This is a genomic window from Streptomyces sp. ITFR-16 (assembly GCF_031844705.1).
Classification (GTDB): domain Bacteria; phylum Actinomycetota; class Actinomycetes; order Streptomycetales; family Streptomycetaceae; genus Streptomyces.
The window spans coordinates 6,823,085-6,838,318 of record NZ_CP134609.1 but is presented as its reverse complement, the minus strand read 5'-3'; the positions used below and the strand labels follow the sequence as shown (position 1 = coordinate 6,838,318).

General features: G+C 72.3%; 14 protein-coding genes. 4 read left to right on the top strand and 10 right to left on the bottom strand.

Annotated elements, in window-relative coordinates:
* Positions 1-42 precede the first annotated feature (42 nt).
* Both RLT58_RS30420 and RLT58_RS30415 read right to left on the bottom strand, forming a co-directional pair.
* Positions 43-1,683: an amidohydrolase gene (locus RLT58_RS30420; RefSeq protein ID WP_311313560.1), complete on the bottom strand. Its 1,641-nt coding sequence runs from the start codon at positions 1,681-1,683 to the stop codon at positions 43-45.
* A 47-nt stretch (positions 1,684-1,730) separates the two neighbouring features.
* Entirely contained in the window at positions 1,731-2,171 is a 441-nt protein-coding gene (locus RLT58_RS30415; RefSeq protein WP_136327380.1) for an Lrp/AsnC family transcriptional regulator, read from the bottom strand.
* 203 nt (positions 2,172-2,374) lie between these two features.
* Between RLT58_RS30415 and RLT58_RS30410 the strand changes: the two genes are divergently transcribed.
* Complete coding sequence (locus RLT58_RS30410; RefSeq protein WP_311313559.1) at positions 2,375-2,770, top strand: hypothetical protein; 396 nt, start codon at positions 2,375-2,377, stop codon at positions 2,768-2,770.
* Between the two features lie 441 nt (positions 2,771-3,211).
* On the opposite strand, the gene RLT58_RS30405 is transcribed toward RLT58_RS30410, so the two are convergent.
* Positions 3,212-4,384 carry an acyl-CoA dehydrogenase family protein gene (locus RLT58_RS30405; protein WP_311313558.1) on the bottom strand — a complete coding sequence of 391 codons (1,173 nt, stop codon included), beginning with the start codon at positions 4,382-4,384 and terminating at the stop codon, positions 3,212-3,214.
* 382 nt (positions 4,385-4,766) lie between these two features.
* Here RLT58_RS30405 and RLT58_RS30400 point away from each other — a divergent pair, with 382 nt between their 5' ends.
* On the top strand, positions 4,767-6,041 hold the full coding sequence (locus RLT58_RS30400) for a glycoside hydrolase family 18 protein (protein WP_311313557.1): 1,275 nt from the start codon (positions 4,767-4,769) through the stop codon (positions 6,039-6,041).
* A 70-nt stretch (positions 6,042-6,111) separates the two neighbouring features.
* Here RLT58_RS30400 and RLT58_RS30395 read toward each other — a convergent pair whose 3' ends face one another.
* On the bottom strand, positions 6,112-6,261 hold the full coding sequence (locus tag RLT58_RS30395) for an SCO1431 family membrane protein (RefSeq protein ID WP_311313556.1): 150 nt from the start codon (positions 6,259-6,261) through the stop codon (positions 6,112-6,114).
* Positions 6,262-6,377: 116 nt separating this feature from the next.
* Positions 6,378-7,745 (bottom strand): C39 family peptidase, encoded by a 1,368-nt coding sequence (locus RLT58_RS30390; RefSeq protein ID WP_311313555.1) that lies wholly within the window; start codon positions 7,743-7,745, stop codon positions 6,378-6,380.
* 204 nt (positions 7,746-7,949) lie between these two features.
* Between RLT58_RS30390 and RLT58_RS30385 the strand changes: the two genes are divergently transcribed.
* Together RLT58_RS30385 and RLT58_RS30380 are read left to right on the top strand one after the other, a co-directional pair.
* Positions 7,950-8,579 (top strand): uridine kinase family protein, encoded by a 630-nt coding sequence (locus RLT58_RS30385; protein WP_311313554.1) that lies wholly within the window; start codon positions 7,950-7,952, stop codon positions 8,577-8,579.
* A 358-nt stretch (positions 8,580-8,937) separates the two neighbouring features.
* Positions 8,938-10,812 carry an AAA family ATPase gene (locus RLT58_RS30380; RefSeq protein WP_311313553.1) on the top strand — a complete coding sequence of 625 codons (1,875 nt, stop codon included), beginning with the start codon at positions 8,938-8,940 and terminating at the stop codon, positions 10,810-10,812.
* A 55-nt stretch (positions 10,813-10,867) separates the two neighbouring features.
* Here RLT58_RS30380 and RLT58_RS30375 read toward each other — a convergent pair whose 3' ends face one another.
* The 5 genes from RLT58_RS30375 to RLT58_RS30355 all read right to left on the bottom strand — a co-directional run bounded on the left by RLT58_RS30375 (position 10,868) and on the right by RLT58_RS30355 (position 15,200).
* Positions 10,868-11,968, bottom strand: coding sequence for a hemolysin family protein (locus tag RLT58_RS30375; RefSeq protein ID WP_311313552.1), 1,101 nt, complete (start codon positions 11,966-11,968; stop codon positions 10,868-10,870).
* Positions 11,965-13,332 carry a hemolysin family protein gene (locus tag RLT58_RS30370; RefSeq protein WP_311313551.1) on the bottom strand — a complete coding sequence of 456 codons (1,368 nt, stop codon included), beginning with the start codon at positions 13,330-13,332 and terminating at the stop codon, positions 11,965-11,967. The genes RLT58_RS30375 and RLT58_RS30370 overlap by 4 nt, the downstream gene beginning before the upstream one ends.
* Positions 13,333-13,519: 187 nt before the next feature.
* A complete protein-coding gene (locus tag RLT58_RS30365; RefSeq protein ID WP_311313550.1) occupies positions 13,520-13,987 on the bottom strand; it encodes a PH domain-containing protein in 468 nt (155 codons plus the stop codon).
* Positions 13,988-14,009: 22 nt separating this feature from the next.
* Positions 14,010-14,858, bottom strand: a complete 849-nt coding sequence (gene hisG / locus RLT58_RS30360) for an ATP phosphoribosyltransferase (protein ID WP_311313549.1) — start codon at positions 14,856-14,858, stop codon at positions 14,010-14,012.
* A 69-nt stretch (positions 14,859-14,927) separates the two neighbouring features.
* Positions 14,928-15,200, bottom strand: a complete 273-nt coding sequence (locus RLT58_RS30355; RefSeq protein ID WP_018524273.1) for a phosphoribosyl-ATP diphosphatase — start codon at positions 15,198-15,200, stop codon at positions 14,928-14,930.
* Positions 15,201-15,234 lie beyond the last annotated feature (34 nt).

The following is a 15,234-nucleotide window of genomic DNA, read 5'->3' as shown; positions in this document are numbered from 1 at the left end:
GAGCTGGGGCACCTTCGATCGGCGGTACGAAATGTCCGCACATCACTCGTTCGGCCTTACGTAGACAGTTTGTCCGAACACCACCGTGCGCAGGCAGACCGGAAGATCGTTTCCGGGGCTGAGGTCGGGCAGCCCCGGCGTCCCGGACCGGGGATCCGTCGACCAGCGGGCGACCCGGTCGTCCGGTGCCTGGACCACCAGCTCCGCGGTGCGCCAGACGGCGTAGTCGGCCGGGGCGCCCGGCACCAGGGTCCCGGCGTCGTCGCGGCCGACGGCCCGCCAGCCGCCCCGGGTGTGGGCGGTGAAGCCGGCCCGGACGGAGATCCGGTGGTCGAGCGTCCGGTGGAAGGCGGCCGCCCGCACGGTCCCCCAGGGGTCCAGCGGGGTCACCGGGCTGTCGGAGCCGAAGGCGAGGGGCACACCGGCCCGCAGGAGGGCCGCGTACGGGTTGAGGGTCCTGGCCCGGCCGGCGCCCAGCCGCTGGGCGTACATGCCGTCCTCGCCGCCCCAGGCGGCGTCGAAGGCGGGCTGGACCGAGGCGGTGAGGCCGAGCTCCGCGAAGGCGGCGACCGTCTCGGGGGTGAGCATCTCCGCGTGCTCGACGCGGTGCCTGGCGCCCCGCACCCGGCCGAGGCCGACCTTCTCGGCCGCGGCCCGGACCCCGTCGACGACGGCGGAGAGCGCCGCGTCCCCGATGGCGTGGAAGCCCGCCTGGAGCCCGGCCTCGGTGCACGCGGCGACATGGGCGGCGATCTGCCCGGCGTCCAGATGGGCGGTGCCGGAGTGCGGGGCGTCCGCGTACGGCTCGTGCAGGCAGGCGGTGTGGGAGCCGAGCGAGCCGTCGACGAAGAGGTCTCCGGCGGCGCCCGCCGCGCCCAGCTCCCGGATGCGGCGGGCGTCCTTCTCGCCGCCCACCTGTTCGGCCCAGTAGCCGAAGACCCGGGGCCCCGGCTGCCCGGCCGCGAGCTTCAGCAGCCCGGCGAAGTCCTCCTCGTCGGAGATGTCGGGGCCGCCGCACTCATGGACCGTGCCGATGCCGAGCGAGGCGGCGTGGCGCAGCGCGGCCCGCTGGGCGTCGGCGCGCTGGGCGGGCGTGACCGCCCCGTGGGCGGCGGCGCGCACAGCGTGGTGGGCGGCGGCGGTCAGCGGTCCGTCGGGGTGATAACCGGCCATGGAGGTGACGCCGGGGACCAGGTCGAGCAGGGCGGTGGTGACGACCGCCGAGTGCACGTCGATCCGGGGCAGGTAGAGCGGCCGGCCGCCGGCCGCCTCGTCCAGCTCGGCGCGGGACGGCGGGCGCTGCTCGGGCCAGCGCGTGGCGTCCCAGCCGTGCCCCAGGACCACCCGTCCTGCCGGGTGCGCGGCCACATGCGCCCGGACGAGCGCGAGCGCCTCGCCGAGCGTGCCGGCGCCGGAGAGGTCCAGCCCGGTCAGGGCCAGGCCCGTCGAGGTGGTGTGGACGTGGGCGTCGGTGAACGCCGGGGTGACCAGGGCCCCTTCCAGGTCGATCACTTCGTCGACGCCGCTCGCGAAGGCGTCGGCGGCCCCTTCCGAGCCCACCCAGGCGACATGGCCCCGTTCCACCACCATGGCGGTGGCGAAGGGGTCGGCGGGGCTGTGGACGTCTCCACCGCGCAGCAGCACGGTGCGGTGTTCGCTCTGGGGGGCGGTGCTCTCGGTCATGGGGACCAGTCTCCCGCCTGCCGGGAGGCGCCCCGTGCCCGGCCCCCTCAGATCTGCGGCGGGCGCGCCTCGTACGGGGTCGACAGGACGACGGTGGTGCGGGTGGAGACACCGGCGAGGGAACGGATCCGCGTCAGCAGGTGCTCCAGCTCCAGCGGGGTCGCGACCCGCACCTTGAGGATGTAGTTCTCGTCGCCCGCGACGCTGTGGCAGGCCTCCAGCTCCGGGACACCGGCCAGCCGCTCGGCGATGTCGTCGGGGGCGCTCGGGTCGAAGGGCTTGACCGAGATGAACGCGGTCAGCGGCAGACCGACCGCCTCGGGGTCCACGACCGCGGCATAGCCCCGGATCACCCCGCGCTGCTCCAGCCTGCGGACGCGCTGATGAACGGCCGAGGTGGACAGGCCGGTGGCCTTGCCCAGGTCGGTGTAGCTCATCCGCCCGTCCTTGACGAGCAACTCCACGATGTGACGGTCCAGCTCCTCCATATGGATCAATCTATGGCCACGAGTCCCTCCAGGCACAGCCACGGGCACTCCGGAGAGGCACCTGCGGCAGGCATGTGACGAATGCCACAGGTTTACGGGTCGGTAGCCGGCCACCTCGCGGTTACCGCCGATGCACGACGGGAAGTGCTTGCTGTGGCCGAGGCCGCGGCGCCTTGTCGGCCCACCCGAGGGGGGAATTTCCCATGCAGAGCCTGAAGCTCACCGGACGTACCGAACCGGAGCCCGTTGATCCTTTCGAGGACACCGCTCCCGACGCGTACGACACGTTCGAGATGTACCGGGTCGTCTGCCCGGACTGCGCGCAGCCCATCGCGCTCCTGGCGGACGAGGACGTGCTGCCCGAGCACGCGCTGTGCCCGACGCCGTGGAACCCGTTCGTGCTCACCGTGTGCGCGGGTACGGGCCGGGCGGCCGCGAAGGCGACGCCCGCCGACGAGACCGCCGACGCCCAGGAGCAGGAGACGGCCCTGCTGCTGACGCTCCCTCAGGGGCTCGACTGGCGGATGCAGCCCTTCTCGCACGCCGGCGGCGCGCGCCCGATCCGGGTGCCGAACCAGCTGCGGCGCGACGCGGCCTGAGCCGCCCTCGGCAGGAATCCGTGACCGCACCGCGGCGGCAGTCCGCCGCGGTGCGGTGAGCGCGCGTCCGCCGTCGCGGCACCCCGGCCCACCGGGGAGGCCCCGGTGAACACGCGCTCGATTCGGCCGGACAGTGACCCCGCCGCGCCCCGTGGCGTTGGCCCTGCATGACCCTGCTGCACTCCACGGCCGGCCCCGGTCGCCGCCGGCTCGCCGCTCCGGCCTCCGAAGAATCGGTTCCGCGCCCCGGTTCCGCACCGTCGCCCCAGCCCGAGCCGCCCCGCGCGGCGCCGCGGCAGCCGCCCCACTCCACCGATCCGCCGATCTACCGGGCCCTGCTGCGGCACTGGGAGAGCACCGGCAGGACCCTGCCGGGCCGTCATGACCAGGAGTGGAACCGGATCATGACGACGCCCGTGTGGTCGGACCGCCCGCTGCGGGTCAGCGCGTCTCCGGGCCCGCGAGGTGGCGGGCGATGACCATCCGCTGAATCTGGTTGGTGCCCTCGACGATCTGGAGCACCTTGGCCTCGCGCATCAGCCGTTCGACGGGGAAGTCCAGCGTGTAGCCGTAGCCGCCGAGGACCTGGACGGCGTCGATGGTGACCCGCATCGCCGTGTCGGTGCAGAACAGCTTGGCCATGGCCGCCTGGCGCGAGAAGGGGCTGCCCGCGTCCCGCAGCCGGGCGGCCTCCAGATAGAGCGCCCGGCCCGCCTCGATCTGGGTGGCCATGTCGGCGAGCATGAACCGCAGGCCCTGGAAGTCCGCGATGGGGCGGCCGAACTGCTTGCGGCCGGTGGCGTAGTCGAGCGCCTCGTTCAGCGCGGCCTGGGCCACACCGATGGCGCAGGCGGCGATGCCGAGGCGGCCGGAGTCGAGGGCGGAGAGCGCGATGGCGAAGCCCTGGCCCTCCTCTCCGATCCGGCGCGCGTCGGGGACGCGTACGCCGTCGAAGTGGAGCTGCGCGGTGGGCGAACCCTTCATCCCCATCTTCTTCTCGGGGACGGCCGCGCTCAGGCCCGCCGCGTCGCCGGGGACCAGGAAGGCCGTGATGCCCCTCGCGCCCTCGGCACCGGTGCGGGCGAGGACCGTGCAGAAGTCGGCGACGCCGCCGTGCGTGATCCAGGCCTTGGTGCCGGTGAGGACCCAGTCCTCACCGTCCCGTACGGCCTTGGTGCGCAGCGAGGCGGCGTCGGAGCCGGAGGCCGGCTCGGAGAGGCAGTAGGCGCCCAGCAGGCCGCCCGTGAGCATCGCCGGGAGGTGCTCCGCCCGCTGCTCCTCGGTGCCGTAGCCGGCGAGCCCGTGGCAGGCGAGGGAGTGGACGCTGACGCCGAGGCCGACGGTGAGCCGGGCGGAGCTGAGCTCTTCGAGGACCTGGAGGTAGACCTCGTAGGGCTGGTCGCCGCCGCCGTGGGCGGAGTCGTACGGCAGACCGAGCAGGCCGGACTCGGAGAGCAGGGTGAAGACGTCGCGCGGGAAGCGGCCCGCATCCTCCTCCTCGGCGGCCCGGGGGGCGATCTCCCGCTGGGCGATGTCGCGGACGAGCGCGATGAGCTGTCTGGACTCGTCGGTGGGCAGTCGGCGTTCCACCAAGTGCGGGGCACGGTCGGACATGACGGCGCTCTCCTCCCTGTCGGGCGTTGCGGCGGTCACGCGCGCGGGGTGTGGGCGGCGCCGCCGTGGGATCTCCGGGCGGGGCCCGAAAACACTGCTGCCCGGCCGATGTTGCCCTCCCGGATCACGAGAGGCGCAGGCAGGCGGCTGTGGCGGCTCGAGTATGCCCGATCGGCCGGTATCCGTCACCGGCTGACAGAACGCCCGCGGCAACGGCCTCCGGAGGCCCGGACGATCACCGAAATTGGTCCGAACCATTGACCCAACTGGTCTAGTCCATCTACGGTTCCCAGCGAACCGGCTTTCCGCGTTCATGCCAACCCATATGCGCGCCGAAAGCCGGTCGTCCACTGGCACGTCCCCTCCCCCACGAGGAGCAACCATGACCGGACCGCATCGCACGGGAACCCGCCTGCGGGCTCTCGCCGCTGCCGCCTGTACCGCCGCCCTGGGCGCCGCCCTGCTGGGCGTCGCAGGCACCGGATCCGCCGGTGCGGCACCCGCCGCCCCGAAGGCCGCCGAACCGGCGGCAGCGGCCGCCGCCCCCACAGCGGCCGGCAGCAAGGTGGTCGGATACTTCACCAACTGGGGTGTCTACGACCGCAATTACCACGTCAAGAACATCGAGACCTCGGGCTCGGCCGACAAGCTCACGCACATCAACTACGCCTTCGGCAACGTCCAGGGCGGCAAGTGCACGGTCGGCGACTCCTACGCCGACTACGAGAAGACCTACACCGCCGACCAGTCGGTCGACGGGGTCGCGGACACCTGGGACCAGGACCTGGCCGGCAACTTCAACCAGCTGCGCAAGCTGAAGAAGCTGCACCCCGATCTCAAGGTCATCTGGTCGTTCGGCGGCTGGACCTGGTCCGGCGGCTTCGGTGAGGCCGCGCAGAACCCGGCCGCGTTCGCCGAGTCCTGCTACAACCTGGTGGAGGACCCGCGCTGGGCCGATGTCTTCGACGGCATCGACATCGACTGGGAGTACCCCAACGAGTGCGGGCTGACCTGCGACACCAGCGGCCGTGACGCGTACGGCAACCTGCTGGGCGCGCTGCGCGCCAAGTTCGGCACGGACAACCTGGTCACCTCGGCGATCACCGCGGACGGCTCGGAGGGCGGCAAGCTCGACGCGGTCGACTACGGCGGCGCGGCGAAGTACGTCGACTGGTACAACCCGATGACGTACGACTTCTTCGGCGCCTGGGACGCGAAGGGCCCGACGGCCCCGCACTCCCCGCTGACCTCCTACACGGGCATCCCCAAGGAGGGCTTCAACAGCCAGGCGGCCATCGACAAGCTCAAGTCGCAGGGCGTTCCGGCGTCCAAGCTGCTGCTCGGCATCGGCTTCTACGGCCGCGGCTGGACCGGCGTCACCCAGGACGAGCCGGGCGGCACGGCGACCGGCGCGGCGGCGGGCACGTACGAGGCGGGCATCGAGGACTACAAGGTCCTCAAGACCAGCTGCCCGGCCACCGGGACCGTGGCCGGCACGGCGTACGCGCACTGCGGCACCAACTGGTGGAGCTACGACACCCCGGCCACCATCGGCACCAAGATGGAGTACAAGAACCAGCAGGGCCTGGGCGGCACCTTCTTCTGGGAGCTCAGCGGTGACACCTCGAACGGCGAGCTGATCAAGGCGATCAGCTGACCTCGACGGGGCAGTGGTGAGGAGGCGGGGAGCCGGGCGGGCTCCCCGCCTCCGTCATGTCCGGATCAGCTCAGGCCAGGCCGAGCTGGGTGACGAACATGGCGATGACGACGACGAGCGTCCAGCCGAGGATGTGCTCCAGCAGCTCGGAGCGGTCGTCGGGCCCGCCGGTCCGCGCACGGCGGCGGGCAGGGGCGGTGGTGGCGGCAGTCGCGGTCATGGCATCTCGTTCGGTCGGCCGGCAGTCGGTGTCCCCCGAGGACCCGACCACAGTGCCAGGCCGACCGGGCCCCGGGGTAGAGACGTGCGTCACTGCCCCCGGGGCTGCGGACCGGGTCAGCGGACTCCGACGGCCGCCAGAGCCCTGCGCTGGGCGGGGGTCGGGTGCGCGGGGAAGTACAGGTAGCAGACGCCGCCTGTGCCGGAGACCACACTGCCGCTCGCGTTGTAGCGCTTGGTGCGGAGCCAGATCGTCTCCCACTCGTGCCGCTTGTAGACGTGGCGCACCGCCTCGTCGTTCGGCGACGCGGGGTCGTTGGCGATCACATCGCCCTCGGCGGTGAAGCCGATCACCGTCATCAGGTGCCCCGAGGTGCCGTAGCCCGCGCCGGTCAGCTCCTCCTTGAGGAACGACTGCGACGTTATGGCCGGGATGCCCGCCCGGATCAGCGTCTCCAGGTCCTTCAGCGAGCCGAGCCGGGTCACCACCGCGCTCATGTCGCGGTAGGTGGCCGCGTAGGCCGCGTTGAACGGCCAGTTGCCGCAGCCCTCGTACTGGTTGTCGTACGTGAAGCGCGCCGCGTGGCAGACCTGCGGGTCCTGGATCCCCGGCTCGACCCAGGAGAGGTCTTCGGCGGAGGGCTTGCGGCCCCAGTACTCGATGATCATCTGCGAGGAGGTGGGGCTGCACCACGCCTCACCGCCGTTGTCGTACTCCGGGTACTGGCCGACATGGACGTTCTGCGAGTAGCGCGGCACCGGCAGCTCACGGGCGAGCCCCGGGGTGCTGGCGGGCACCGTGAAGCGGTCGGGGATGTCCGACGCCATCGCGCCGACGCGCCACACCGTGGGCGTCAGCCGGGTGCCCGGGGTGCGGTACAGGGTCAGCCGGAGCCGGTAGGACAGGAGGCGCAGACCGCTCGCCGCGTCGTCCACCGAGAAGGTGTCGGTCCAGATGGAGCTCTTGCCGTCGCTCTGGTCGTCGACGGACGTACGGCGGATGTCCCCGTCGCCGGCCGCCCAGCGGCCCATGACGTACCAGGGCGTCTCGGTGCCGTCCGAGTAGGCGCCCCGCAGTTCGATCTGGATCCAGGTGCCCGCCGGGGTGTCCGCGTTCCAGGACGCGATCACCTCGGTGGCCGGGACGGCCGAGCGGTGCACGGGCGAGGTCCAGGTGGCGTACTCCCAGGCCGCCGTCGTACCGGTGTGCGGATCGGTGTAGTCCGTACGCCCCAGCGGGTGGCCGAAGACCAGCCCCGCCCGGCGGCCGGCGACGGCGCGCGTTCCGGCGCCGGAGCCGCAGCGCCAGTCGGTGTACGTGGTCCAGGCGTGGTTGTCCACCAGGGAAGCTGCCGCCGGAGGTGTGGGATGCGGGGTACGGGAGGGGGCCGCGGCGGCCGAGGCGGCGGACGACACCGCTCCGGCGCCGGCGGCTGCCGCGATCGCGGCGGCGAGGACGGTTCTGCGTGAGGTCGGAACGGGCATGGGCGAGACCCCCGGTCGTCAGCGGAATGGTGGAGCTGCAGTGGAGCTGCAAGTGCACGACAGTGCGCCAACTATTGCGGGTCGGCCCCCTGTTCGGCCAGCGATTCGGGCCGTGCCGGGCGACCAATATTGGTGTGGACCACTGGCGTGACCTGCGGCTGCTCCCCCGGCCCCCGGCCGGGCGGGTGGCCCTAGGGTGGGCCCATGAACGACCTCTCGCCCCTCGCCGCGCGGCTGCGCGCCCTGCCGCCGTCCTGCGGGCCCGTCCGGCTCGTCGCCGTCGACGGCCACGCCGGATCGGGCAAGAGCACCTTCGCGGGCCGCCTCGCCACCGCGCTCGGCGGCGCGCCCGTGCTCCATCTGGACGACCTGGCCAGCCACGCGGAGCTGTTCGCCTGGACGGACCGGCTCCGCGAGCAGGTGACGGGACCGCTCTCGCGCGGCGAGCCCGCCCGCTACGCCCCCTACGACTGGACGGCCCGGAGCTTCGGGCCGCCCCGCACGCTGGACCCCGCCCCGGTGGTCCTGGTCGAGGGCGTCGGCGCCGGCCGGCGCGCCCTGCGTCCTCTCCTGGCACAACTGCTGTGGATGGATCTGGCCGCCGAGGAGGCATGGGAGCGGGGCCGCCGGCGCGACGGAACGGCGCTCTCCGCCTTCTGGGACGACTGGACGGCCGCCGAGACGGCACATTTCTCGGCCGATCCCTCGCGCCCCTGGGCGGACACTCTGGTACGGCAGTTGCCTGTGGGGTACGAGTGGCTGAAGGGACCCGGCACCACAGCAGGAATGAATCATTCCGTCACACCGTGTGATCATCCTGCATCGCCCTGCTGAGCAGCCCGAAGTCCGCTCGGAAGTGCCTCAACTCTGCTTGACCCGGGGGCGGTACAGGTCTTACGTTCTCAATGTGCGGCTTTTCGGAGCCCCCGCAGACGCGAAGCCCCCGGTTGTTCCCCCGTGATCGGGGGCTTCGTTCTGTGCTCGCCGCATCCGCCGGCCCCGCCCGGCCCCCTTCGCACTCACCCTGGGTCACGACGCGTCTTCGGCCTGCGGCACCCTTAGTCGGACACTCCCTGCGCAGGTACGATGCCTCTCGGTGCGGTCAATTCCCGTCCACGGCAAGTGATTCGGCGCGCCTCGGCGGGCTGTCGGGCGGCGGGACATCCTGGGGGCACGGTTTGTGGGGGACCTGATGGACATCGGCACGCAGGGCGCACAGGCCCCGGCCGACCTCGCGTGGCTGCGCGGCGTGGACGCCTACACCATGGGCGCGTACCCACAGGCCGAAGAGGAATTCCGGACCGCGGTGCGGCACGATCCCGGCATGGCGGACGCCTGGCTCGGATTACACGCGCTGCGGGTCGACACGACGACGGCGCTGCTGCACATGCACCGCCACCGCGACCGCTTCGGCGAGCAGCGCGGCCGGCACCGGCGCACCCTGAACTCCTGGTACTGGCTGGGCTGGTGGGTGCAGCCGGTGCTGGAGAGCCCGCGCGATCTGCTGCTGGCTCACGCCTCGCACTGGCTGGACGGGCGTCATGTGCCGGAGCTGGACCGGGCCCTGGCCGCCCTGCCCCCGGTCGACGCCGACCCTCAGGTCCGCTTCCTGCACGCCTGCCGCTCCTACCTGGTCAAGGACTGGGAGCAGCTCGTCCGCCATACGGAGCAGCTGATCGACGATCCGCTGCTGGGCATCGAGGCCGGGCTCTTCGGCGGGATGGCCCGGGTGCGGCTCGAGATGTACGGGCAGGCCGAGCCCATGCTCTCCACCGCGCTGATGCGCTGCCGCAGCGAGCAGCCGCAGCGCAAGGAGCTGCGCTACTGGCTGGCCCGCGCCCATGAGGGCACCGGCCGCAGCGCGGCGGCCCTGCCGCTGTACCGGGCCGTGCACCGGATCGACCCCGCGTTCATGGACACCTCCGCCCGGCTGGCCGCGATCGCGGACTACGACGGCCTGGACGGCTCCGACGAGGCGTCCGGGCTTGCCGCCGTGTCCCTGACCGGTCTGGGGGCGGACGCCGGTTACGCGGAGGCCCAGCCGGACGGCGAAGCGCTGCTCGGCACCGATCTGGTGGACGGCCGGGACCTGCGGCCGGGCGGCGAGGCGCCGGACCTGCCGGGTGTCGGGGTGTCCCCGCCGCCGGGCGGGGCCCGGGCGAAGACCGCCGCCCAGCCGTTCCCGGCGGGCCCCAGCGATCCGGCGCTGCTCGCCGAGGCGCTGGCTGAGCTGGAGCGGATGGTGGGCCTGGAGCCGGTGAAACGGCAGGTCAAAGCGTTGTCCGCGCAGCTGAACATGGCGCGGCTGCGGGCGGGTCAGGGGTTGCCCGTACAGCCGCCGAAGCGGCACTTCGTCTTCTCCGGCCCGTCCGGCACGGGCAAGACCACGGTGGCCCGGATCCTCGGCCGGGTGTTCTACGCGCTGGGCCTGCTCGGCGGGGACCATCTGGTCGAGGCGCAACGGGCGGACCTGGTGGGCGAGTTCCTGGGCCAGACCGCGGTGAAGGCCAACGAGCTGATCGACTCCGCGCTGGGCGGGGTGCTCTTCGTCGACGAGGCGTACAGCCTGTCCAACACGGGGTACAGCAAGGGCGACGCGTACGGGGACGAGGCGCTGCAGGTGCTCCTGAAGCGGGCCGAGGACAACCGGGACCACCTCGTCGTGATCCTGGCGGGGTATCCGGAGGGCATGGACCGGCTGCTCTCCACCAACCCCGGGCTCTCCTCCCGCTTCACCACCCGGGTGGACTTCCCCAGCTACCGGCCGCTCGAACTCACCGCGATCGGCGAGGTGCTGGCGGCGGACAACGGGGACGTGTGGGACGAGGAGTCGCTCGAGGAGCTGCGCTCCATCAGCGGGCACGTCGTCGACCAGGGCTGGCTGGACGAGCTGGGCAACGGGCGGTTCCTGCGGACGCTGTACGAGAAGAGCTGCGCGTACCGGGATCTGCGGCTGTCGGGGTGTGCGACGGTGCCGAGCCGGGATGATCTGGCGACTCTTCGGTTGCCGGATCTCATGCAGGCGTACGGCGAGGTGCTGTCGGGGCGGCGGCCGGCTGCGGGCTGAAAAGATGTCCTCACTCGCCGGACGGGCTCGATGGGCCCGTCCGGCGGGTGAAGGGTCAGCCGACCAGGGCCGTTGCCCCGTCCTGGTCCGCGGTGCGCTCCTTGGGGCGGCGGCGGGGTTCCGAGACGCGGTGGGACGGGTCGCGTACCTCTCCGACCAGCATTTCCAGGACGTCCTCCATCGCGACCAGGCCGAGTACCCGGCCGGACGCGTCGGCGACCTGGGCGAGGTGCGTCGCCGCGCGGCGCATCACGGTGAGGGCGTCGTCCAGCGGGAGTTCCGCCCGTACCGTCGCCATCGGGCGCCACACGTGCTGCGGCACGGCCCGCTCGCCGTCCTCCAGGTCGAGGACGTCCTTGACGTGCAGATAGCCCATGAACGGGCCGCCGCCCTCGGCACAGACGGGGAAGCGGGAGTAACCCGTCCGTACCGTGAGCTCCTCGATCCGGTGCGGGGTGACGGAGGGGTCGACCGTCACCAGGGACGCCCGGCGCAGCAGCACGTCGGTGACCGGACGGCTGCCGAGTTCGAGCGCGTCCTCCAGCCGCTCCTGCGCCTCCGGCTCCAGCAGCCCGGCCTGGCCGGAGTCCTCGACCAGCCGGTTGAGCTGCTCGCTGGTGAAGACGGCCTCCACCTCGTCCTTCGGCTCGACGCCGAAGAGCCGGAGCACCAGCCGGGCGCAGGCGCCCAGCGCCGCGGTGACCGGGCGGCAGAGGCGGGCGAAGCCGACGAGACCGGGGCTGAGCCACAGCGACGTCTTCTCCGGCGCGGCCATCGCCAGGTTCTTCGGGACCATCTCGCCGATGACGAGGTGGAGGAAGACGACGAAGACCAGGGCCAGCACATAGCCGAGGGGGTGGATCAGCCCCTCGGGCAGGTGGACCGCCTCGAAGACCGGCTCCAGGAGCCGGGCGACGGTGGGTTCGGCGACGGCCCCGAGGGTCAGGGAGCAGACGGTGATGCCGAACTGGGCGGCCGCCATCATCTGCGGCAGGTTCTCCAGGCCGTACAGCACCTGGCGGGCCCGGCCCGAGCCGGCCGCGGCGAGGGGTTCGATCTGGCTGCGGCGCACGGAGACGAGCGCGAACTCCGCGCCGACGAAGAAGCCGTTCGCCAGGACGAGCAGTCCGGCGAAGACCAACTGGACCAGGCTCATCGCGCCGCCTCCAGGACACCGCGCGACGCCGGCTCCGCTGCCGGTCCCGACACCTCGGCCAGGCGTACGAAGCGGACCTTCTCGGCCCGGTAGTGGCCGACCTGGCGGACCGAGATCCGCCAGCCGGGCAGTTCGGCCCGGTCGCCGGGGGCGGGGATGCGGCCCAGCAGATCGGCCACGAGCCCGGCCACGGTCTCGTACGGGCCGTCGGGTACGTCGAGGCCTATCCGGTGCAGGGTGAGGACCCGGCAGCTGCCCTCGGCGTCCCAGGCGGGCCTGCCGTCCTCGGGTGCGGCCGGGGCCAGCTCCGGGCGGTCGGCGCCCTCGGCGTCGTGCTCGTCCCGGACCTCGCCGACGAGCTCCTCGATGATGTCCTCCAGGGTGACGACCCCGGCGGTGCCGCCGTACTCGTCGACCACGACGGCGATGGGCTGCTCGTTGCGCAGCCGCTCGAGCAGTTGCTCGACGGGCAGGGTCTCGGGCACCAGCAGCGGCGGCACGGCGATCCGGCCGGCCGTGGTGCGCATCCGCTCGGCGGCCGGGACGGCGAGCGCGTCCTTCAGGTGGATCATGCCGACGACCTCGTCGATGCGCTCCCGGTAGACGGGGAAGCGGGAGAGGCCGGTGGCCCGGGTCAGGTTGAGGACGTCCGCCGCGGTGGCGGAGGACTGCAGGGCGCTGACCTTCACACGGGGGGTCATGACGTGCTGGGCGGTGAGCCCGGCGAGCGACAGGGTCCGGACGAAGAGGTCGGCGGTGTCCTGTTCGAGGGTGCCCGCCTCGGCCGAGTGCCGGGCGAGCGAGACCAGCTCCCCCGGTGTACGGGCGGAGGCCAGCTCCTCGGTCGGTTCGACGCCGAGCAGCCGTACGAGCCGGTTGGCGACGGTGTTCAGCAGGCCGATCACCGGGCGGAAGACCATGGTGAACCGGTGCTGGGGTCCGGCGACGAACCGGGCGACCTGGAGCGGCTTGGAGACCGCCCAGTTCTTCGGTACGAGTTCGCCGATGACCATCTGGACGGCGGCCGCGAGCAGCATGCCGATGACCACGCTGGTGCCGGCGACGGCTCCCGCGGGCAGGCCGGTCAGGGACAGGGGGCCGTCCAGCAGCTGGGCGAGCGCCGGCTCGGCGAGCATGCCGACCACCAGGGAGGTGATGGTGATGCCGAGCTGGGTGCCGGAGAGCTGGAAGGAGAGTTCGCGCAGGGCGTCGACGACGGTGCGGGCCCGTCGGTCGCCCTCGGCGGCGGCGCGCTCGGCGTCCGCCCGTTCCACGGTGACGAGCCCGAACTCGGCTGCCACGAAGAACCCGTTGGCGAGGATGAGAAGGAATGCCGCGCTGAGAAGCAGCAGGGGGGTGGTCATGCCGCCGCCTCCGTGGAAGGGGCGGCGCAGGTACTACCGGACGATCCGTCCATTGCTGGAGGGAGTCACTCCTTGGGTCGCAGGAAAGCCCCGCGGGCCTCGTGGACCGTCTGGTGCGGGGCGGGGCGCGCACAGGGCGCCGCCGCCCTCCAGAGTAATCAACAAGAGGCCGTGCGGGGCAGGGGGCTCAGCCGTTGTCCGTGCCCGTGCCGCGGTTCTCGGCGAGGGCGCGGAGCGTACGGGCGTCGCGGATGGCCTGCTCCTTGGCGATTCCGGGCTGGATGCCGAGGGCGGGCATGCTGGTCCCGTCGCTGAGGTCGAGGAAGACCCACGGGTCGCCCACCCGGAGGTTGACCCGGACGATCTCCGCCCAGGACAGCCGCCGGGTGCGCGTGAGGTTGACCACGGTCACCCCGTCGTCGTCCGCGACGATCCTGGGGCGGCTGAGCAGCGCCAGGACACCGAGGAAGAGCAGCGCGGTGAAGACGAAGCTCGCCCGCTCTCCCCCGCTGAGCTGTTCGAGGGTGAACGCCACCGCGGTGATGACGGCGAACATCACCGCGCCGACGCTCAGCAGGACCACCCGGGTGCGGGTGGGCCGGAAGGTGACCGGGAGGGCCGGGAGCCCGGCCCCGGGTGCTGCGGGGGCTGACATGGTGTTCTTCCGTCCCCCGCCGTCAGAGCCGGCAGGCGTGGATGGCCGTGGTGAGGATGGCGCGGGCGCCGAGGTCGTACAGGTCGTCCATGATCCGCTGCGCCTCCTTGGCGGCGACCATGGAGCGGACGGCGACCCAGCCCTCGTGGTGCAGCGGGGAGATGGTCGGCGACTCCAGGCCCGGGGTGAGGGCGACGGCGCGCTCCAGGTGCTCGACGCGGCAGTCGTAGTCCATCATCACGTAGCTGCGGGCGACCAGGACGCCCTGGAGGCGGCGCAGGAACTGCTGGACCTTGGGGTCGTCGGCCGGGGCGCCCTTGCGGCGGATGACGACCGCCTCCGACGTCATGATCGGCTCGCCGATCACTTCGAGTCCGGCATTGCGCAGGCTGGTGCCGGTCTCGACGACGTCCGCGATGATCTGCGCGACGCCGAGCTCGATGGCGGTCTCGACGGCGCCGTCCAGGTGGACGACGGAGGCGTTGACACCGGCGTCGACGAGGTGCTTGGCGACGATGCCCTCGTAGGAGGTGGCGATCGTCATGCCGTCGAAGTCCTGCGGGCCCTCGGCGGTGCCGGGCTTGGTGGCGTAGCGGAAGGTGGAGCGGGCGAAGCCGAGCTGGAGGATCTCCTCGGACTCCGCGCCGGAGTCCAGCAGCAGGTCGCGGCCGGTGATGCCGATGTCGAGCCGGCCCGAGCTGACGTAGATCGCGATGTCACGGGGGCGCAGGTAGAAGAACTCCACCTGGTTCTCGGGGTCGACGAGGACGAGTTCCTTGGACTCCTTGCGCTGCTGGTAGCCCGCCTCATGGAGCATCGCCATCGCAGGCCCTGAGAGTGAACCCTTGTTGGGGACGGCGATGCGCAGCATGAGGTCGGGTTTCCTTTGCGAAGGGGTGTCTGGGTACGTGCGGGCGGTGCTTCGGGTGCGAGGCCGTGCTCAGAGATGGGCGTAGACGTCGTCGAGGGAGATCCCGCGCGCGACCATCATCACCTGGACGTGGTACAGCAGCTGGGAGATCTCCTCGGCGGCGGCGTCCTTGCTCTCGTGCTCGGCGGCCATCCAGACTTCGGCGGCCTCCTCGACGACCTTCTTGCCGATGGCATGCACGCCCTTGTCCACCAGCTCGGCGGTACGGGAGGTGGAGGGGTCGCCGTTGGCGGCCTTGAGCTGGAGCTCGGCGAAGAGCTCTTCGAAGGTTTTGTTCGCCATGATGTCCTTAGAATACGGGGTCCCGGACCCGCAC